The sequence below is a fragment of the Micromonospora sp. CB01531 genome (assembly GCF_001905095.1).
Taxonomy (GTDB): Bacteria; Actinomycetota; Actinomycetes; order Mycobacteriales; family Micromonosporaceae; genus Micromonospora.
Genome location: NZ_LWLS01000098.1, coordinates 12,458 through 33,855, shown reverse-complemented (window position 1 = coordinate 33,855; position 21,398 = coordinate 12,458). Strand labels below are relative to the sequence as shown.

At 76.7% G+C, this 21,398-nt stretch carries 8 protein-coding genes; all 8 read right to left on the bottom strand.

What is annotated here, in order from left to right:
* Positions 1-7 precede the first annotated feature (7 nt).
* From A6A27_RS30265 to A6A27_RS30230, 8 genes are read right to left on the bottom strand one after another with little or no spacing between them, the layout of a single operon-like run.
* Positions 8-7,906: a hypothetical protein gene (locus A6A27_RS30265; protein WP_073838057.1), complete on the bottom strand. Its 7,899-nt coding sequence runs from the start codon at positions 7,904-7,906 to the stop codon at positions 8-10.
* Positions 7,903-11,823 carry a phage tail protein gene (locus A6A27_RS30260; RefSeq protein WP_073838056.1) on the bottom strand — a complete coding sequence of 1,307 codons (3,921 nt, stop codon included), beginning with the start codon at positions 11,821-11,823 and terminating at the stop codon, positions 7,903-7,905. The genes A6A27_RS30265 and A6A27_RS30260 overlap by 4 nt, the downstream gene beginning before the upstream one ends.
* Positions 11,820-14,234: a baseplate J/gp47 family protein gene (locus A6A27_RS30255; RefSeq protein WP_073838055.1), complete on the bottom strand. Its 2,415-nt coding sequence runs from the start codon at positions 14,232-14,234 to the stop codon at positions 11,820-11,822. Before A6A27_RS30255 ends, A6A27_RS30260 begins: the two co-directional genes overlap by 4 nt.
* Complete coding sequence (locus A6A27_RS30250) at positions 14,231-18,619, bottom strand: baseplate J/gp47 family protein (protein WP_073838054.1); 4,389 nt, start codon at positions 18,617-18,619, stop codon at positions 14,231-14,233. Before A6A27_RS30250 ends, A6A27_RS30255 begins: the two co-directional genes overlap by 4 nt.
* The gene (locus A6A27_RS30245) at positions 18,616-18,990 is read right to left on the bottom strand and encodes a GPW/gp25 family protein (protein ID WP_073838053.1); all 375 of its coding nucleotides are present in this window, start codon (positions 18,988-18,990) and stop codon (positions 18,616-18,618) included. Before A6A27_RS30245 ends, A6A27_RS30250 begins: the two co-directional genes overlap by 4 nt.
* A complete protein-coding gene (locus A6A27_RS30240; RefSeq protein WP_073838052.1) occupies positions 18,987-20,300 on the bottom strand; it encodes a hypothetical protein in 1,314 nt (437 codons plus the stop codon). The genes A6A27_RS30245 and A6A27_RS30240 overlap by 4 nt, the downstream gene beginning before the upstream one ends.
* Complete coding sequence (locus A6A27_RS30235; RefSeq protein ID WP_073838051.1) at positions 20,300-20,584, bottom strand: LysM peptidoglycan-binding domain-containing protein; 285 nt, start codon at positions 20,582-20,584, stop codon at positions 20,300-20,302. Before A6A27_RS30235 ends, A6A27_RS30240 begins: the two co-directional genes overlap by 1 nt.
* On the bottom strand, positions 20,581-21,393 hold the full coding sequence (locus A6A27_RS30230) for a hypothetical protein (protein WP_143194248.1): 813 nt from the start codon (positions 21,391-21,393) through the stop codon (positions 20,581-20,583). The genes A6A27_RS30235 and A6A27_RS30230 overlap by 4 nt, the downstream gene beginning before the upstream one ends.
* Positions 21,394-21,398 lie beyond the last annotated feature (5 nt).

The window sequence follows — 21,398 nt, the reverse complement described above, 5'->3', positions numbered from 1 at the left end:
TTCTCGGTCACAGGTTGTTCTCGATGGACTGGACGGCGTCCTGGACGTGGACGCCGGCCGTGGTGATGTTGTTGAGCACGCCGACCCGGCTGCCGCCGAGCACGACCAGCGACCGGGTGGCCGGGTCGACCGGGCGGGGCACCGGTGGCCTGGCGATGATCGGCGGCGTCTGGACGGTGCCGAGCAGCTTGCTGCGCAGCGCCAGGCCGACGACGTCCTCCAGCAGGTTGGCGGCCCCGCCCGTCTCGGTGGCCGTGGGTGCCACGTCCTCGATCCCGGTGAGCGCGACCAGGCCGCGGGCCAGGGCCGCGTCGGCGTCGCCGCCGGCCGCGGTCAACTGCGCCTGCACCAGCGCCCGAGCCTGGGTGGTGGTCATGCCGGTGGTGGTGGCCACCCCGAACAGCTTCGCCGTGCCGTCCAGCTCCGGCGCCGCCAGGATCTTGTTGGTGGTGTCGATGAGCAGCCGTACGGTCTCCGCCTGCGGCGTGGTCTCGGCCGCGGCGACGGCCTCGTCATTGACCGCCTCGGCGCCCACCGCGCCGCGCTCGGCGGTGCCCAGGTCCGGCCGGGGCCGGTTCGGCAGCGTCGGGTTCGGCGGCGTGGGGATGGGGAAGCGGGTCACCGGGCGCAGCACGAGAGGGCTCTGTCCGCCGCCGCCCAGCTGGATCAGCCTGCCCGCGGTGCCGGCCGCGAGCAGCTCCCGGATCCGGGGGTCCTCGGTCACCGCGGTACGCCGGGCGAACCGGCCGAACAGCACCTCGGACTCGGCCGCCTGGGTAGCGAAGACCGTCATGCCCGGCCGGTTCAGCGCCTTAAGCATCGCCACCGCGTCCAGCGGCAGCGAGACCGACGCCTCGGGGCCGACCGCCACCGCGAGGGTGACGTCGCCGACCTGGTTCAGCTTCGGCCGGATCGGCGGGAGCGGCAGCGGCGGCGGGATCGCCGGCTGGCTGCCGAGCACCACGTTGCCGGTCACGGTCAGCACCGAGCGGCGCCCGCGCAGCACGGCGACCGTGACCCCGGGCAGGCACTCGCACCGGTTCGCGGCAAACACGGTGGTGTCGACCTGGCGCAGATAGACGGCTCCGCCGCCGCCGGTGCTCTCCAGCTCGTTGCCGACCACGTTCACCGAGGCGAGGTTGGGGCCATCTGCGAGCACTAGCAGAGCCGGTCCGGCGGCCACGACGTCGTTACCACCGACGTGCACGGCGCGCCGGGCGGGCCGGAACGGCAGCACGAGCCGCGGCGGGATCCGCAGGATGCTCTCGAGCAGCCGCCCCGTCGCCGGCGTGTCCAGCGTGCGGAACCGCTCGAGCTCGCCGGCGGCCGGCGCGACCGAATCGAGGACGACCGCGGACGGGTCGAAGAGCTGCACCCGGTCGATCACCGGCCGCGGGTCACGGGAGGCGATCCGGAACGCGCCCACCCCGAACGTGGTCGCGGCGGCCGCCGAGGTCAGCGGCTGCAGCCGGTCACCGAGCCCGGCCTGGAGCACGTCCGGCAGGTCCAGAACCGTGCCGCCGGGTGGCAGCGATGCGACCGGCGGCGCGGGTGTGGCGGGCTCCACGGTGAGCGCCGGTTCCTGGGCGAGGCGGCGTACCAGGTCGGCAGCGACCGGGTCGGTGAGCACCAGGACGCCGGCCCCGCCGGCACCGGCGCCAGTGTGCCGGACGATGTTGTCCTGCACGGTGACGTCGCCGCGCCAGTCGATCGCCACCTCGTGCAGCAACCGGCGCCACTGCGGATCGCCGTTGCGGCGCAACCGGTTGCGGGCGAGGACGAGCTGACCGGTGCCGCTCACCCCGAGCACCGCGCCGGTGGCCGACCGGTCGCCCGCCTCGGGCAGCCCGGCGCAGCCGCCGAGCTCGTTGTCCACGACGTCGACCAGGCTGGGCCCGGCCGGACGCAGGTCCATCCCGACCAGCACGGCGCCGACGATGCGGTTGGCCTCGACGGAGAGCTCCAGCCCGGAGCCGTCGTCGACCGGCGCGAGCGGATGTCCGGCGCCGCCGCTGACCACCGCGCCGGCCCGGGCCGTGCGCACCCGGTTGCCGGACAGGCCGAGCCGGGCCCGGACCCCGGCGGCGAAGAGGCCGTCGGCGGGCTGCGGATCCCGACGCTCCGGCAGTGGCCGCGGGGTCAGCCCCGGCGGGCGCAGCGGCAGCAGGCCGCCGAGGCCGGTACGGACCGTGGTGAGCACGGCGGACAGTTCGGTGGCGGCGCTCAGCCGGGTCGCGATCGACGGCGACAGCGAGTCGGCGGTGCTCAGCGTCCACCGCTGGACGGACTCCAGCCGCTCGCGGTCGGTCACCGCCGGGGTGATCGCCCGGTTCAGCACCCCGATCAGCGTCCGGGTGGCCAGCGCCGCCGGCGCCGGCTCCTCGCCCTGGGCGGCCCGGGCGGACAGCTCGTCCAGCAGCCGCGCGGCAGCTGCGGTGCCGACCTCGCGGGCCGGGCCGTCGGCGCCGGTCAGGGCGGGCAACGCGGCGGCCAACCGGCCGAGCACCGAGGCCCGCTCGTCGGCGCCGAGGCCCAGCACGTCGCAGGTACGGCGGACCTGCTTGTCGAAGAGCTCGGCGGCCTCGGCCCGGACCGGCGCGTCGGCGATGCCGGGAAGCTCGGCCAGCAGCGCGGCCAGCGCCGGGAGCCGCCCCGCCGCGTCCGGGTCGTCAGCGGCGCCGCCCGGCGTGCCGTCCCCGGTGGTCGCGGCCGCCGAGATCGCCACTCCGGCCAGCCGGGCCTGTTCGTCCTGCAGCGCCTGCAACGCGGTGCTCGCGGCGGCGCGGTGCTGCTCGCGTCGGTCCACGTCCTCGATCGCGGCGGTCACCTCGCGGGCGGCGAGCGCCGCCTGCCGGCGCAGCGACTCCGGCCGGCCTGCGACGAGGTTCACCAGCTGGGCGGTGCTGCGCTGCAGCAGGCGCAGGCCGCGGGTGGCCTCCGCCACCGAGTCGACGGCGAGGTCGGTGACCTGCCGCTTGATCCGGTCGGCGGTGAGGATCGCCAGCTCGGCGTCGAACCGGCCACGCTGGCTCTCCACGTCGACGGCCCGGACCCGGGCGCCGGTGGCCGGTTGCGCGGCGAACCGCTGGACGTCCTCCAGCGTCGTGACGAGCCGTTCCAGGTCGGCGGGCCGGCCACGGGTGGCGACCGTGGTGCCGAGGTCGGCGCGCAGCCGTGCGGCCAGCTCGCGGTGGGCGTTGTCCAGCGTCGCGCTCAGCGCGTCGCCGCCCTCCTGGAGCCGGCGCAGCGCCTCGTCGGTGAGCTGGCCGGGAGCGGGCGTACCGAGCTGCTCCAGGGTGAGCCGCACGGTGCCGGAGAGCAGTGTCGTGTCCCGGGTGGTGGGTCCGCCGGCCGGCATCGACCGGGCGAAGGCGACCGATCGGGCCCGGCCCTCGGCGAGAGTGCCCAGCGAGCCCGCCAGCGCCAGCTGGGCCGCCCGCTGCGCGGCGGCGCTGCCGGTGCCGCCGATCACCGCGCCGGCCTGGGCGGCGACGTCCAAGCCCAGGTCCTCGAGCCCGGTCAGCTGCCCGGGCGCGGCCTCGGCGACCGCGCTCGCGGCCTCCCGGATGTCCGGCTGCTCGCCGAGCAAGGCCCGGTCGAACTGGGCGGCCAGGTTCCAGGCCGTCCCCTCGTCGGGCGACGCCGCGGTGAGCGCGGCCGCGTCGGAGAGCACGGCGCGGGCGAGGTTCGCCGCGGCGGTGTGCGGCTCGGAGCCCTGCGCGTCGCGCATGGCGTCGACGGCGCCGGCGAGCTGCTGCGCCAGTCGGCGGCCGCTGGTGCCCTGCTGCTGCAGCGCATCCGTCACCGCGTCCATGGTTGCGTAGATCCGGCCGCCCAGCCGCTGCCGGGTGGTGCGGTCGGCGACCGCATATTCCATCAGCTGCTTGCGCACCGCGACGACCGAACCGTGCACGTTCAGCCCGACGACGCCGCCCGGGTCCACGATATCCAGCCGGCGCAGCACGTCCAGGACGGGCGGGCGGAAGATCGGCGGCACGATCGGGCCGCCCGGGGTCACCACCACGACCCCGCGGATCCGCTCGACCGCGTTGTGCCGGATCACCAGCTCGCTGCCGCCGAGCGCGGCCACGCCCGCTGTCTGCACCGGGGCGTCCGGCACCGCCGCGGCCTGCGCCTGGCGGGTGCCGACGTCGACGATCCGGTTGTCGTCCACCAGCGCGCCGTCGACGAGGCTGAGCACCACGCCGCCGCGCAGGGTGGCGCGTTCCAGCCAGGACAGCACGCCGTCGATCGCCTGCCGCCGGTCGCCCGGTCCCCCAGCGAGCAGCCGTTCGAGCACGTCGCGCGGGGTACCGGCGCCCGCCACCCCGGCGTCCGGAGCGAGGTCGCCGGCCGCGGCCACCAGGCCGGCGGACCAGGCGAGGTCGGCCAGCGCCACGCCCTCGATGCTGTTGCCGTCCACCCGCAGGTCGCCCACCAGGCCGAGGTATCCCCAGGCCTGCACCCCGGAGCCGCCGAGCTCGCGCAGCGTGTTGTCGCTGACGCGGACCTGGGTGACCGGCTGTGGGCCACCGATCAGCACGCCGATCGAGGCGGCTGCCGCACCCGCGCCCTCCACCCGGTTGCCGCTCACCTCGACGTCCTGCACGGCTCGGGCGACCGCCGGGCCGTCGTCGACGCCGTCGCCGACCAGGACGCCGGCCTCGACGCCGAACCCGGGCGCGCCACCGGACGCGGGCAGGGACACCCAGTTGCCGCGCAGCCGGCAGCCGACCCCGGCGAGTCGCACACCGGCGCGCAGCCGGGCGGTGCCGGGGGCCAGGCGGATCTCGTTGTCCTCGACGTCCACGCCGTCGCCGGTGACCACGATGCCGGTCAGCGCCGCGCCCGTCACCCGGTTCGCACGTACCACGGTGCGGTCCACCGGCTCGCCGAGCCGCTGCTCGGCCTGGTCCTCGACGACGATCCCGGCGCCGAAGCCGGCGATCCGGTTCTCCTCGACGGCGACGGCCAGCAGCAGTCCGTCGGCGATCCGTACGCCGGTACCGGCGCCGACGCCGGGCAGCGGCTCGATGCGGTTGCCGCGCACGGTGAGGCCGTTCACCGCGAGCCCGGCGCGGGGGCGCCGCAGCAGCGCGAGCGGCGTCAGGAAGCGGGCGTACGGCAGTGCCCGGACCCCGTCCGGAGCGACGATCCGGCAGTCCAGCACGGCGATGTCGGCGACCGTGCCACAGATCAGCACCCCCGCCTGCGGCGCCGTACGCCCACCCGGATCACGGGCGAGCACGTCCAGCCGCTGCAGCGTGACCCGGCTCGAGTCGGCGACGGTGACGACGCCGTGCGGCAGCCCCTGCAGCACGGCGAGCTGATCTGGAGCGGTCTCCTCGAGCGGCCGGCCCGGATGCAGTCGCTGCAACCGGCGCAGCTCGGCGATCGTGCGCACCACCGACGCGGAGGCCCGACCCCCGAAGACCTCCAGCCCCCGGAGCCGCACGGCGAGTGAGTCGACCAGGTCGGGCAGGGCACCGGACAGGACCGGCAGGTCGGTCGGAGACAGCGGCACCGCGTCGCCCAGGCCGCCGGCCACCGGCGGCGGCAGGCCCACCCCGGTGCCCACCTCGTCGCCGGCGATCGTCCCGTTGCCGAACGGCGTGTCGTCTGCGGGTGCCTCGACGAGCCGCATCAGCTCGATGGACACGTCGCCCTCGTGGCCGCACCAGTCGACGTAGAACGCGCCGCCGGCGCCGGTGACGGTGAGCGTGGTCGCTTCGCCGTCGCCGAGGATCCGCACGTTGCTGCGGCCGTTGACGAGCACCGGATGCTCCAGGGTGTAGTTGCCCTTGCGGATGTAGACCGTGCCGCCACCAGCACCCAGCAGGTCGACCGCCGCCTGGATGGCCTCGTCGCCGGTGACCCCCTCGGCGATGTTCTGATCGACGTCGCCGAAGGTGCCGACGCCGTCGCCGACCACCACGGTGAACGCGCCCGGTGACAGCCGCCGCCGGCCCAACTCGATCAGCCGGTCGCGGACTTCCTGCAGCGGCAGGAACTGGCGGCGCAGGTCGACCAGCCGCCGGCCGGTCGGGGTCCACTCCACCCGCCCGATCGGGGTGCGTACGTGCACCGGCCCGCGGACCGGGGCGTCGGTCAGCCGCTCGAGGACGCCGCGCGCGGTGCCGTCCATCGCGACCACCCGCGCGGTGCACGTCCAGTACTCGGCCACGGCCGGGGCGGGACCGGAGAAGGCCCAGGTCAGCCCGTCGGAGGTGGCGTAACGCACGCCGGTGACGAGCCAGTCCGCGCCGTCCCAGCGCCGGACCGCGGCCGCGTCGACGGTGGTGAAGTCGCGCGGCAGCCCGCCGCCCGCGGGCAGCGGGCGCGGGTCGGTGGTCAGGGTGTGGCCGTCGGGCTCGAACTCGAGCATGCCCTGCGCGGAATCGACCGCGCGGAGCCGGCGCAGCGCCGGGGCGTGCGCGGAACGTCCCGGGTCGAGCCGGCTGCGGCGGTCCTCCACCACGACCACGTCACCGGGGCTGAACGCGGCGGCCGCCTCCGGGTCGACCAGCACCCGGATCTGGCCGGCCGGGGCGTTTGCGCGCAGCGGCACGACCGTGGCTGCGTTGTTGCGCGACCAGCCGACCACCGGGCCGCCCGGGCCGGCGTCGAGCAGCGTCTCGATCCGCAGATGCAGGTTCCGGGAGCCGGTATAGCCCTCGCCCACCGAGGCGTTCTCGGTGGACAGGCAGCGGTCCCGGCAGACGTCGGGTTGCTCGGCCGGGAACCGGTCCGGCAGCTCTCCGCTGGCGATGTCGGTGCGCAGCCGTGCGTCGGTGGTCGGCCCGGCCAGGCCCGGCTCGCGAGGGGGCAGGCCGCGCTCGTCCGGGGCCTGCAACACGGCCCGTACCTGGGTGAGCTGACGGGTCCGGAACGTGGTGTCCTCGCCGTCCAGCGCGGGTTCGCGGACGAACGAGTCCTGGAACCCGTGCACCTCTACCTCGCTGACGTCGAGGTAGAGCAGGTGGCTCGGGAAGACCGTCCGGCCGTCGCCGAGCACCACCGGCGCGGGCCGGACGAGCGGCTCGGGATCGGGCAGGTCGGGCTGCAGCGAGTACCGCCAGTCCTGCTCCAGGAACGAGCGCATGCCCTGGTGGTAGATCCGCCCGGCCCCGGCTAGGGTCCCGTCGCCGCCGCGCAGCACCACGTCGGACTCGTCCAGCTCCGGATCGGCCAGCAGGCTGCCCAGGTACACCTCGGCGCGCGGCGGCAGCCCGGCGAGGCCCCAGCCGGCCAGCAGCGCCGCCTCCCCGCCGTCCGGCAGCGGAGTACGCGGCAGCGCGGCGAGGGCGTCGACGCGGACGGCGAGCCACTCGGCGCCGGTGGCACCGGCATCGGTGTCGAGGCCGGGAACCACGCCGCCGTCGACGAGCAGTTCTGTCCCGTCGGCCGCGCGCAACAACACCCGGGTCGCGACCACCTCGTCGTCGGCGCGCGGCCGCACGAAGCGCACCGGCAGCACCAGCGCGGCCGCGGCGTACGTCGCGCCGCCGCCCCCTGGAACCGGCAGCCGGAGCAGGTCCACCGGCTGCGGCAGGGTCCGCTCGACGACGGTGACGCCGCGCACCCGGATCACCTTGGGCAGCGTCTCGGGGTCGCGCCGGACCAAGCCCAGCTCGACGCTGATGAGCCGCTCGTCGTCGTCCGGCAGCCCGGTCACGGCCCAGCCGGCGGTCGACGTGACCGGGTCGATGAGGTGGGTGTCGGTGGCCCGGAAGCCGTCGTCCGGCGAGCCCTCGGCGAGGTCAGCGCTGCGCCGTAGATGCTCGGTCCGCCAGATCGCGGTGAGCTCGTTGGCGTCCGCGTCCAGCCGGATCCGGCCCATCTGCTCGCCGAGGCCGGTGAACCGGCGGCGTTCGTCGAATCGGTCACGGGACGTCGCGGCCTTCATGGCAGTCTCCGGTTCATTCGCCGCAGGTCGGCGGCTGCACGGTCCAGGTGGTGGGGCACCAGCCCGAAGGGAAGGAATTCGGTGGTACGGCCGGTCAGTTCGGCGAGGCCGCGGGCGCGGCGACCGTGGGCGCCGGGCTGCAGGCCGTGCTCCCCGGCGCCGGGCACGGCGAGGTCGTTGTTGTCGTCCGGTACGAGGTAGCGGGGGTCGGTCGCCGCGACGGAGACCAGCGAGATCGGCCCGTCGGCGGTGCGGTAGCGCAGCGGCCCGCCGGTCGCCGCCGGGCCCATGGTGTCGACGGCGCAGTGCCGTAGCCAGCTGCGGTCCGGGCGGTCACAGTCGATCCGGCCGCGGATCAGGCAGGACGATGCCTCCAGCCGCCCGGCGGTGACGTTTCCCCGTACGGTGCAATGCCGCAGCCGCAGCGCGGCGCCCGCGGCGGCGATCGCCTCGGCGTCGTCGGCACCCGCGTCGAACGTGCATCCGGCGGCGATCACCTGCACCCACGGCGGCACCTCGATCCGGCCGACCACGCATCCGACGAGCCGGACGCTGACCGGACGGCCGACCGAGCCGGCACCCACGGCAGCCGGGTCGAGACCCGCGCCCGGCTCGGGCAGCGGCCAGCGCGGCACTCCGGCCGCGGCGACGCCGGCCACCCGGAGACCGGTCCGCGGCGCCGGGTCGTCGCGGCGGGGCGGGGCCAGATCGCACCAGCGCAGGTCGAGCAGGCCCGCGCCGACGAGCAGTTCCACCGCGCCGTCGGTGGACAGCCCGGTGAGGAACCAGGACGGGCCCGCGGCGGAGTCGTCGCCCTGGGCGAGCCGTTCCTGCAGCCGCAGCGAGACGCCGTCCTCGGCGCCCAGATGCGGCACCGCGCCGCCAGCAGCGCCGAAGAGGGAGAACACGTCCCCCTGTGCGACTGTGATTACGTCCGGCTCGAGGCGCGGTGACCCGGGCACCGCGACCACGTGGGCCCGCACGCCGGGGCGGATCTCCGGAGCGTCGCGGCGCACCGCCGCACCGGGCCCGGCGACGCACGGCAGGCCGTCCAGCACCTCACCCGCGCGCCCGGGAAGCACCTGGGCGGTGACGGCCGCCGGGCCGCCCACCAGCGTGCCGTCGAGCTCCGGGGCGGTGGCCGGCGTCCAGCGCTGCGGGTCGACCGGGTCGGGCGGCTCCTGCCAGTCGCCGGGCACGGCACGACCGGCTCCGGCGAAGCCCGCGCCGAGCGCCTCGGCCCGGCCGGTGCGGTAGCTGGCGGACAGCCGGCCACCGGCGACGACCACGCGGGGCAGCAGGAGCCGGCCGAGCCGGGGGTCCAGCGCGACGACGCCGTCCAGGTCGAGCGCCAGCGGCCGGTCCCACGGGCCGAGGCTGCGCTGGCCGAGCCGGAACTCGGCCCGGCCGAGCCGGCCGGGGATGCCGAGGCGGCGGCCCGGTGCCTCCCGCCGTACGGGCGGCGCGGCCCGGCCGGCGCCCAGCCGCAGTCCGGCGCCGGCAGTCGTGCCGGGTGCGATCCAGCGCTCGGCCGAGCCGTCCGCGTCGAGCAGGAAGACCTCCGCCGCGTCGTCGGCCGGGTCCACGCCGGGCAGGAAGGCCAGGACGCCACGACCGCCGACGCCGAGCACCACCTCGCTGGCCGGCAGCGGCACCGGCCCGGGCACCATCAGCTGGTCGCCGGCGAAGACCGCGTCGCCCTCGGCCGGCGGATTCGGGGCGTCGCCCGCGTCGGGGCCGGCGTCGACCCACGCCCGCTCGCCGGCCGTCAGCCGCAGCGTGCGCGGCCGGGCCCGGTCCGGCCAGGCCACGACTTCGAGGTCCGGCCCGTCGTCCCGGGCCCAGAGCACCCCGGGACGGCCGGTCTCGATCGGCAGGGCGGGCAATTCCGTCCACACCGGGCGGTCGGCGCCCGGATCGACGACCAGCACCTGCTCGGCGAGCGCGCCCGGCCGGGAGGCGCCGCCGAGCAGCACGAAGAAGCCGCCGAGGGGCACCAGCCGCCCGCCGGTACGCGGCGGCGCGTGCCGGGTCCGGTGCCGAGTCCAGCCCCCGGGCCCGGCGACGGGTGCGGACCACAGATCGGCGAGCACAGCGCGAGTCCCCACGTCCTGGCCGCCGAAAAGCCAGAAACGACCGGCAGCCACGCAGGCGGCGGTGAGCGTGCGAGCGCTCGGCGCCGGGCCGCCCGCGGTGTCCAGCCGTACCCCGGTCAGCGGGCCGGTTGCCGGGCCGGGGGCGGCGACCCGCCACAGACCGAGCACCGCGGGACGGTCGTCGTCCTGGACCGGGCCGGCCAGCAGGAGGGCGTCGTCCGCGCCGGCGGCGGCGAGCCATGGGCCCGGGTCGCCGACGTCGCCGAGCAACGCGGCGCTCAGACCGGGCAGTTCCAGCGGTACGGAGTCCCAGTCGGCACCCGGGTCGTCGGGGCGCAGCCGGGACAGGCGCAGGGTCTCGCCGGGCGGGTCCTCGATGCGTACCAGCAGCACCCCGCCGGGGTCCGCGACCGTGACCACCGGGCTGACCGGGTGGCCGCGCCGCGGCACGACGTCCAGGACCGACCACATGGCGTCCGCGTCCCGGCGGTAGCCGGCGCCGCTCAGGCGCCGCACCCGCATCCCGACCCGGGCGCCGGAACGCGGCACCACAGCGGCGGGCGTGGTCTGCGGGGCCACGACGGCGCCCGGCTCGGCCACGGTCTGCAGCACCACCGGGTTGTCCGCCGCGGGCGACGTCGCCGGGGGCACCGCCGGGTCGGCCCAGCCGGTCCCGAGCACGTCGGGCCGGTCGACCGCGGCGACCTGCAGCTCCCACCGTTCGCCTGGGGCCGGGCGGCCGGCGTCGGCGAGCCGCAGCACCGGCAAGGCGCCCGGCGGCTGGTAGGTGAGCGGCTGTGGCGGCTCGGCCGCGGCCGGGCCGCCGACCACCGGCACGTCGTCGACGAAGAGGGTGACGACGTCGGTGCCCCGGCCGGCGTCCAGCGAGAGCGCGCTGGCGGTGAGCAGGTCGGCTCCGTGCGCGGCGGCCCGTGGCGGAGCCGGGTCCGGCTCGGACAGCACCGGCCCGACGTCGGGCAGCGGGTCGCCCGGGACACGCACTGCGGCCAGCGGGAACGGCAAGGACCGGCCGTCGCTGTCGTGGTGCTCGCCGCGCGGATCCAGGCTCAGGCCCACGAAGCGGGAGGGTCCGGCGGGCGGATCGGCCACGTGGGCGACGGCGCGCAGATGCACGATCTCCTGCCGGTCGACCTCGCGGACCGCCAGCCGGGACGTGCGCACGACCACCCGTTCCGGCCGGGCCCAGCCGTCCAGGTCCAAGGTGCGCGGCGAGACAGCCGGGCGCAGCGCGTCGGCGGCGCCCAGCTCGCGCAGCAGGCCGTCCAGATCCCCGTCGGATCCGAGAATCGGGGCGGCGGCCTCGGCGGGCCGGCGGCTGAGCGGGTCGGCGAGCACGACCGGATCGGTCAGCTCCGCGGTCCGGCCCCGGTGCCGCAGCAGGTCGTCCAGGTCCTGCGTGGCGAGCACGGAGCGGGCGGACTCGTCCGCCTCGGCGGCCCAGCCGGTGGTCGCGCCCAGCACCTCCTCCAGCGTGGACAGGCTGCCCTTGCGGCGGCGCCAGCTCACCGTGGACGCGATCACCGCGCGGTTGGTCCGCGGGTCGGTGCCGAGCAGCCGGGCGCCGACCAGCTCCGCGATCAACGGCAGCACGTCGGCCCGGGCCCGCTCGACGAAGTGGTCGTCGAGCAGGTCGTCGATAGCCCGGTCGAGGTCGGCGAGCGGCGTGGCAAGCACCTCGAGTAGGCGCAGCAGCGGCCGGTCCGGCAGCGTCGCGTCGCGGGTGAGGTAGATCTGCGGCACCAGCCGGGCGAGCGCCCGGCCGGGCGCGCTCAGGTCGGCGACCCGCCGCGGCCCGCTCATCGGTCCACCGCTGTGGCCCAGGACAGTCGCAGCGCCTCGGCGCCGGCCTCCGCGGGCGCCCAGACCAGCAGGTCGGCGGGGTTGGCGGTGATCCGCTCCCGGCGCGCGGCCGGCTCGTCCGCACGGTGCAGCAGCGTTACCTCGGCGGACGCCAGGCCGGGCAGCCCGTCGAGCGCGCGGTAGAGATCGGAGAGGTTCAGGTCACGGCCGAGGACCGCGGCCTCGGGGTCGAGCAGCCCGGGCGGCGCACCGTCCGCGCGGGCCGCGCCGAGCCGGACCGAGGCGGCGGCGAGCACACCCAGGGGGTCGTCCCCGTCCGGCACCAGCAGGCGGATCGCGGCCCGGACCGGCAGCAGGCTCCGGGAGCGGACCCGAACCCCGGCCGACGGCGGCATCCGCGCGGTGAGGAACGCGGCGAGCTGGACCAGCTCGGTGTCGTCCAGGGCCTCGCCGCGGTCACCGGACACGACGACCTGCAGCACCCGGCGACGCCCGGGGACCCCCTCGGCGACGCTCGCCTGGCGGACGCCGCCATACGTGGTGGCGAGCGAGGCGACGTCGTCGGCGCTGACCGCCCGCTGCAGGGCGTGCAGGCCCGCCCGGGCGCGGGCCCGGGTGCGCTCCATCGGCTCGGGGTCGGCGCCGCCCGTGACCGGTAGCGGGTTGCTGGTGTCGAGCACGGCGGGATGCGCCGATGCCAAGTCCCGGATCGCGCCCGGCTCCTGGTCGCCCTCGATGCCCACGCCGACCCGGTACTCCAGCTCGTAGGCCGCGCCCGGCGGGAGCGACGCGCCTTCGTGGTCGTCGCCGGTGCGGACCCGGACCCGCAGGCCCGGCTGCGTCTCGACGGTGAAGGCCGGCTCCACCCCGGACCGGCCGGCGAGGTCCGGCACGCGGCTCCACTCCCGGCCGCCGCTGCGCAGCGTCAGCTGGGCCGTACGGCCCTCGGCGGCCTGCGGGCCCGGGTCGCGCAGCCAGGTCAGCGGCGACTGCGCCGGGACCAGGAAGCGGCCGTCGCGCTGCCCGGACTCCCGGACCGTGCGGCCGTGGCTGATCTCCAGAATGTTGCCCAGCAGCACGGCGCCGGCCAGCCGGTAGCGACGGCGCAGCGGGGGCCGGAACGTCATGCGGGTCATCGGCCGGTCCTGCCCGGCGGGCACTTCCTGGTGGACGCGGACGACCTGGACCGCCTCGTGGTAGATCCGCGCGACGCCGGCAACGCCGTCGCGAGAGGCGTCGGGGTCGTCCTCGCCGACCACCAGCCAGTCGCCGGGGGTGAGCAGGCCGTCGTGCCCGCCGAGCCGGTCCGGCAACAGGTAGAGGGCGTCGGTGCCGGGTTCGGCGATGCCGGACCGGGCGCCGGTCCCGGCCGGGTCCAGCTCGTCGATGCGTTGCAGGGCGGCCGGGCCGTGCAGCAGCACGACCTGGTCGCGGGCGTGCTGCTGGAGCCCGGCGACGAGCAGGTCGAGGAAGGACGCGAGCTTGTCGAGCCGCCGTGACCAGGAGGCGTCGTCCTCGTCGGCGCAGCGGCGCAGGGCGTCGTCGAGGGCGGCGAGCCCGGTCGGCTGGGCGACGGCGATCCGGGCGAGGGCGGCGATGAGCGTCTCCTGCGACTCCGACAGCGGGCCCGGCTCGGGGGCGGCGGGTCCCGCGGCGGCGGCCGCCTCCGCGCCCAGCTGCCGGCACAGCTGGGAGAAGGTGTCGTTGCAGCTTGCGCCATCGGCTGTGGGCGCCACCACGCGGGCCAGCTCGGCCAGCCGCAGCGCGGTCTGCCGGGCCTGCGCGGCCTGCCGCTGCGCAAGGGTGCCGGCCCGGGCGGCCTGGAGCCGGCCGATGATTCCCGCGGCCGTTGACGGCCTCGGGAACGGGGAGGGTCCGTCGGACGACTGTCCGCTCGCCGGTGGGACCACGGCGGACACCGCGCCCGGCGCCGCCGGGATCGCGCCGTCGTCGGCGCCGGGAGGCAGGTACGGGCGCAGCTCGTTCAGTCGCCAGCTGACCCGGCGGGCCCGCAGGGTCTCGTACGTCTGCGCCAGCCGGCCGTCGGCGGCGGGTGCGCGTACCGCGAAGCCGGGTGGGATCGTGCCGTCCCGGCCGGTGACGCACCGCACCGCCTGCAGCCCGGTCGCGGCCGCGCCGGGATCGGGCTGCAGCCCGACGAGCTCGAGCAGCCGCTGCGCCGAGGCGGGCAGCTGGGGATCGGCCAGGAACCCTTCGTCGGTCCAGGCACCCTGGTACGTCCACAGCACGTGCAGCGCCGCGGCGTAGCTGTCCAGCAGCGCGCGCCCGTGGTCCGGCAGATTCTCGACGCCGGGGCGGGCGGGATCCCATGCCGGCTGCGCGTCGCGGAACTCGTCGCGGGCGTGCTGAAGCATGTCGTTCAGCAGCTCGCCGTGGGTCCGGGCCCTCATGCCACACCTCCGCAGACGGTCACGGTGAGCAGCCCGTCCCGGACGGACCGGCCGAGCGGATCACGCAGCACGGCGACCTCGTCGTCGCCGACCGGCAGCACCCCGCCGGTGCTGTGGTCGCCGGAGGTGGCCGGCAGCCGCCGCAGCCGGCGGAGCCGGGCCGCTCGCACGCCGGGCACGCCGGCCACGCGCCGGTAGAGCGCGTCCGCCCGGACGTCGCCGCCGAGGCCGGACGCGTCGGGCGTGAGCAGCCCGCCGGCACCGGACAGGGCGTCGACGACGGCGGCGCGCAGCGGCTCGGCGGCCACACCCGGCTCGGCGTCGACGAGCAGATCGACGTCGAGCGGGACGAACACCGGCGGGACCAGTTCGACGTCGGTGCCGAGCAGCCGGGCCCGTTCCAGCTCCGCCCGGAGCCGCATCCAGCGCCGCAGCCGTTCCGCGGTCCCGGCGTCGCCGGCGGCGGTGAGGGCGTCCTCGCCTGCGAGCAGCACCGTCACCCGGACCACGTCGCGCAGGCCGGCACGGCGGTACCGGGCCCGGACGCCGGCGACCTCCGAGCGCGCGGTGAGCAGCCGTTCGTAGTCCGCCGGGACGACCGCGGTCAGGCCCTGCCGGGCGGCGAGCGGCGCCCGGGCGCGGACCCGCTCGACGTCCTCGGGATCGCGGCCGCCGACGGCCGGCAGCGGGTTGGTCACCGTCACCCTCCGCAGCAGTTCCTGCTCGCGGTCGGTCACCACGGCGGGCAGGACGCCGGGCAGGTCGCCGGACTCGCCGAAGGACAGCACCTGGGTGAGCACGCCGGCGCCGACGTTGCCGCGTACCCCCAGGCCGATCCGGGTGGCCAGGTCGAGCCGGACCCGCCGGCGCGGCAGGGCGGCACCGTTGGTCCCGTCGCCGACGCGAACCGCGTCGCCGCCATCCACCGCGGGCCGGATCGCGAAGTGCTCGTCGAACGGCCCGGCGGCGGCGAGGGAGTCGGCCAGCAGCCACGGCTCGCCGTCGACGCGCAGCTCGAGCCGGTACGCGCCGGCCCGGCTGCCCTCCTCGCCGGGGAACGGCCACCCGCCGGCCTGAACGCTGGTGGGGTCGTGCGGGAGCGGGACCTCGCGGACCTCGCCCGCGGTGTTGTCGACCTCCAGCGTGAGCTGTTCGCGCCAGGGCCGCAGCAGCTCGCCGAGCAAACCCCAGCCGCAGTCCACATCGGACGTCGGGGTGAGTGGCATCCCGTGGTGGGCGGGGACCACGTTGCCGAGCACGCGGGAGGTCTCGACGTCGAAGCCGGCCCGCGCGGCCCGCCGGAAGTCCCAGAACACCCGGGTGACCTCGCCGGCCCGGTCGGCGCGGGTGACCCGTACGACGTGCGACGGCCGGGTGTGGTCGACCAGATCCGGGTGTTCCGGGTCGACACCGGCGAGGATCAGCCACCGTCCGGCCGGGACGTCGAGGTGGCCGGCCAGCTCGGCGGAGGTCGCACCGGGCGGCACCGGTGAGGCGAGCGCGGCTCCGCTCAGCTCCGGCCGGTACGGCAGCGCGCTCTCGGTGGTGAACACCACGGCCTCCACCGACGGGTCGCGATTGACCACGACGGTGCCGGCGGGCAGCGTCCAGCCGGGCTCGCCGCCGTCGTCGACTTCGAACTTGATCATCGCGGTGGCGGACAGCCCGAGGTCGGGCCGGTAGTCGACGAGGCGGGCGTGGTCGGTCACCGACCGGCGCAGCGTGGCAGAGCCGACGTAGCCCTCGGCGACCGCGACCTCCTGCCGGTAGGAGAGCCGGTCCAGCCGGTTCGCCAGCAGCTCCAGCAGCATCCGGGTCTGGTCCGCGGCATTCGTGACGGTCCACTGCGGCATCGCCACCCGGGCGCGCTGCAGCATCACGGCGAGCAGGCTGCGGGCGTCGCGGGCGAGGTAGTCCACGAGCGGACCCACGTCCGGAGGTGCCGGGCTCGCGGCGGGCGGGGCCGCCAGCGGGTCGCGCAGCGTGCAGCCGGCCGCGACATCCGGCCAGGCGCCGAGGAACACCGGCCCGGCTCCATCGCCGGGCACCCGCAGGGCCCGCCCGTGCAGCGGGCTGCCCCGCGTCAGCCGCAGGTCGATGTCGGTGGCGGGGGCCAGGCCGCCGGCCACCACGGACGCGGGCAGCGGCGTGCGCGGGCCCGGGCGCAGATACAGGGCGACCAGCTCCGCAGCCGGCCCGAGATCCGCCGGCACGGCCAGCTCCAGCGGCGCCCACCGGAATGACGAGCTCTCCCCGGGTGGCGGCGGCTGGGACCGGCCGGTGAACGCGGCGATCGCCCGGTCGCCGCTGTCGCCGCCGACCACCGGCAGGCCGGCCTCGACGTCGGTGACGATCACGTCGGCGAGCTGGACGGCGGCCGGTCCCAGCTCGATCCCGGTCCGGTGCCGGTGCCAGGTAAGTTGGGCGAGCAGCACGTCCTCGCCGTCGATCCAGCCGCCGCGTACCGAGGTCCAGGCCTCGACGCCGCGGACCGCGACCGGGCGCCCCTCGGCGTCGATCTGCAGCGCGGTGCCGCTGATCCGGTGCAGTCCGCAGCCGACGACGTCGACGGCCGCGTCCGGCCCGGCAGAGGCAACCGGCACCACGATCACGGCGAGGCCGCTGATCTCCTCGCTGTGCCCGGGCGCACCGGTCGCCGGCAGGGGCAGATCGCCGAAGCCCGCGACGGCGGACGGCAGGCCATGGTCGATCGCGTCCAGCCAGCTGCGCGGCGGACGGGCGGCCGCACCCGGCTGCGCCCCGGCGACGGCCTCGATCCGGACGCCGTGCACGCGGACCGGCCGGGCGGGCGCCGACTCGCCGCCGATCAGCAGGCGGGCCCCGGCCGACCCGCCGGTCGCGCTGCGGATGTCGCGGATCGCGCCGCCGTCGAGGTCCAGCGCCCCGGTGGTGGCCGCCAGCAGGCCGACCGCGCGCCCCCCGGACACCCGGATCACGGTGATCCCGCGGGCCGCCGTGTCGCCGCCGCCAAGCAATGCCGCACCGACGGCATCGCCGGTCGCGGTGACCTGGTCGGCGCCGAGGCCGAGGACCGACAGCTCGCCGGCCGGAACGGAAACACGCAGCGCAGCGCCGACCGCGGTGGCGCCGCCGGTCACGCGGCTCACGTCGGCCGAGGCCGCGCTCAGCGTGGTGGTGGCGACGGCGTCGATGCCGGCCGCGCGCTGCGCACCGGTGATCCGGGAGATCCGCGGCCGGGTCAGCACCAGCGTCTCCGCCCCCAGCCGGGCGGCGGCGACGGACTTGGTGGCGACAATGTCGTCCGCGACCAGGTCGACCACACCGACCGCGCCGCCCGGGGCCTGCACCTCCAGGCCCGTGACCTCCGCACCCCGCAGCCGGCGCAGCGTCAGGTCGGACACCTCCGCCCGCTGCGCCCGGACCCGTACGGCGGTGAGCGCCCCGGTCGCCTCGGCCCGCACCTGCACCTCGTCGACGAACACCTCGCTGCCGGTCAGGTCGAGCACCACCAGGTCGCCCGCGATTGCCCCGCCCACGCCGGCACGGAGCTCGGTGGCGGTCCCGCCGGTGCGCCGGCCCCGCAGCCGCAGGACCCGGCCGGCGGCGCCGAGCTTGAGCCCGGCTGGCAAGGAGACTGTGCCGGCCGGCAGTAGCCAGGTGTGCTCGCTGCCGGCCGGGCTCGCCTGCACGGCGGCCTGCGCGGCGGTGAGCGCGGCGACCGGGTCGCCGGCGCCGATCTCGCGCACCTCCGACACCCCGGACACCGCCAACGCGGCAGCCACGGAGAGGGTGACCAGTCCCGTCTCGTCGGCAGGCTGCAGGTCGGCGAGGACCACGTCGCGCACCTCGCCCGCGGCGGCGTCGACCCGCAGGCCGCGCACGGCCGGCCCGGCGATGCCGCGCAGCCGGGCATCCAGGACGTCGGCCCGGCCGGTGACCAGCACATCCAGCCCGCTCGCCGGTCCGGTGCGGGAGCTGACCCGGTCGACGCGCAGGCCGGTGAGCCGGGTCCGGCCCCCGCGCACCCGGACCGCGGTGACGTCGGCGCCGCGCAGGTCGGCCAGGCGTACGCCCTCCAGCACCGAGGCATCGGTGGCGACGTCGAGCCCGACCAGGGCGCCGCCGGACGCGCGTACGCCCAGGCCGGTGACGCGGACCCGGCCGCCGACCAGCCGCACGGCCGGGCCGTCGCCGCCGTTGACCACCAGGGTGCTGCCGGTGCCCTCGATCGCCAGGTCGCGGCCGGGCACGCCGAACTCGACGCCGCCGTCCAGCTGCGACTCCCCAGGTGGCAGCTGCCACACGTGTGGCTCGCCGGAGGTGTCGGCGCGCAAGGCGGCGGCCGCGGCGAGCACTCCGGCGCGGAACTGCGGTCCGGCGGGCAGCCGGATACGGGTGGTCACGCCCGCACCTCCAGCGGGTGCGTCACGGTCAGCGCGGATTCCTGCCCGGTGGCGCGCAGCACGTAGAGGATCTCCACCCGCAGCTCGCCGTCGGCGGTGCTGACCCGGACTCCTTCGACGTCGATGAGATCGGCGAGGTGGCGGTGCAACGCGGTGCGCACCACGTGCTCCGTCGAGATCGCGGTTGTCGGGGTGGCCGCCTCGAACACGAGCAGCTGAATGCCACAGCCGAAGTCGGGCCGGTCGACCCGTTCGCCGGGGATGGTCAGCAGGATCTGCTCGACCTGCTGGCGGACCGCGTCCGGCAGCGGCGAGGTCGCGGCCGCGCCGTGGTCGTCGGCGTGGAACGGGAAGCTGAGGGCGCGGGTCATGGCATGCCGCCCAGGGCGTTGCGGACCAGGGTCACGTCGGCCTCGTAGCGGGTGGTGGTCTGCTCGCGGTGCGGCTCGGCCGGGTCGACGCCCCACCGGTGCCGGACGCCCTGCGCGTACCACGTGCCGTCGAGCAGGTGTCCCGCCCCGGCCAGGGCGACCGGCCGCCGCGACCGCAGGATCGCCGGATACCGCTCGCCGCGGACGGTGGCGTGCGCGGTGGCGAACCAGTCGGACGACCGGTACGCCGCCCGGGTCAGCGCGAGCAGCTCCGCCCCAGAGTGCGGGACGGCGGCGGACTGCACGTCGAGCACCTGCACCGCGGCGTCGCCGGATGGCGCGCCCGCGCCGTCACCGGCCGTGCCGGGCACCGCGGTCCCGGCGCGGACCGGCGCGATCTCGGCGAGCCGGGTGGCCAGGAACTGGCCCCGGCTGTGGCTGCCCATCCGCAGGTAGCCGGGATCGGTCACGTCGGCCTGTTGCAGCCGCCGGCTCACCTCGTCGATGTGCCAGCCGCGCCAGCGCGAACCGGCGTGGCTGTCCCAGCGGGCCCGCATCTCGATGACGGTCGGCGCCTCGCGGGGGAACAGCTCGAGCACCGGCTGCGGTTCCGCGCCGGGCCGGGCGGCATGGAAGTGCCCGGTGACCGAGGTCGTCGGGTGCGACCCGGGCCGTACCTCGCCCTGGACCGGTTCGAGGAACAGCTCGTATCCGTTGCGCTGGGCCAGCAAACGCAGGAACTGCGCGTCGGTGCCGCGCTGCACCATGCTCGCCCGGCTCTGCTCCCGGATCGGCGTAGTCGCCTCGACGGAGGCCGGGCCGGACGCGAAGCCGTACTTGCCGAACAGCTCGCCGGCGATGTCACTGTCGCTGAGTCCGTACCACTCCCGGGTGGCGGTGCTGAGGTGCATCAGGCACATCGCGTCGGTGCCGGTGAGTACCAGGCTCGAGTCGGGCACCCGGGACTCGCCGAGGACCGCCTCCACGGCCGTGACGTAGCCGTCGAGCACGATCTCGTCGACGTCGGGGGCACCCGAGTCGCCGCCGGTCAGGCCGAACCCGATGGTCACCCGGCGCATCAGGCCGACGTCGGGCAACCCCAGGTCCTGCGCGAACCGGCCGCGCTCCAGCAGGTCCCAGTCGCCGCCGTCGGGCCCGTCGACCGGGCTCAGGTCGAGCACGATCCGGAAGGTCGACGCGTCCTCGGTGCGCTCGTCCACCTCGACCTGCAGCACCCAGCGGTCGCTGCGCTCGAACGGACGGCCGTCGAGCCACAGTCGCAGGACCGCGTCGCGCTGCGCGCCGGCCATCAGCGGCCGTCCGGGATGTCGAGGTCGCGGCCGGGCTCCTCGAGCGCGTCCACGCCCGCGGTCGGGTTCGCGTCGGCGATCCGCCAGTACCGGTGCGGGTCGCCGAGCAGCCGCGCGGCGATCAGGTCGAGGCGCTCCCCCGCGACGACCCGGTGTCGGGTGGTCGCCTCCGGCGGGGTGCGCAGGCGCGGTTCGAACAGCAGCGGTTCGCCCTGCACCCCGTCGACCTCGCGCCGATAGGTCGGCGTGCCGAAGTGGCGGGAGCCGCGGTCCGGGCTGGTCATGTCGCCGTCCCTCCCGTACCGCCGGAGAACGCGGTGGTCAGCGCGTCAGTGACCGCCTTGAGCGAGCCGCCGAAGTCGGCCACCGCGGCGGCGTCCGTACGCTGCTTCATCAGGGCGGTGAAGGACGTGCTGATCCACTGCCGGTACGCGGACTCGCCGGATTCGAGCACGGTCAGCCGCAGTTCCACCTCGGCGCGCACCGGCACGAGGGTGGGCAGGAACTTCTGTTCGGTGATGGTCAGGCTGGTGATCACCACCGGGAAGGCGCGCCCGCCGACGACGAGTAGCATCTCGTCGGGCCGGACCGGCTGGGCCTTCTGGCCCGGCCTGGCCGCGGCCTTGGCCGGGGCGGGCGCTGGCGGGTTCTCCCGGCCCCGGGCGCCGATCTCGAGGAACGCCAGCTCGGGCAGGACGCCGGTGGTGCCGGCGTCGGCGCGCCCGGCCAGGATCGCCTCGGTGGCGTCGAAGACGAGCTTGAAACTGATCTGCTCGGACTCGGCGTTGACAGCGCCCGAGCCCATGCCGCCGCGCTCGGTACGCGCCTCCTGCGGGGGCGAGACGCCGCTGCGGCGTAGCTTGCGCGCCTCCCAGTTGCCCTGCCGCGTACGGGTCAGGGTCTCCGGGTTGTACTGGAACCGCAGCACCTGGTGCTCCCCGGCGGGCGCGGGGGCCTTGCCGGTGGCCGTGGCGGGGTCGGGGATGCGGACCAGCGCCGCGTGTTCGAGGCGATGGCCGAGGGCGTCGAGCTGCGGGTCCAGGTTGCGCGGGCCGGTGTCCCGGGTGGGATCGGCGGCGGTCGGCTGGGGCATCGCGC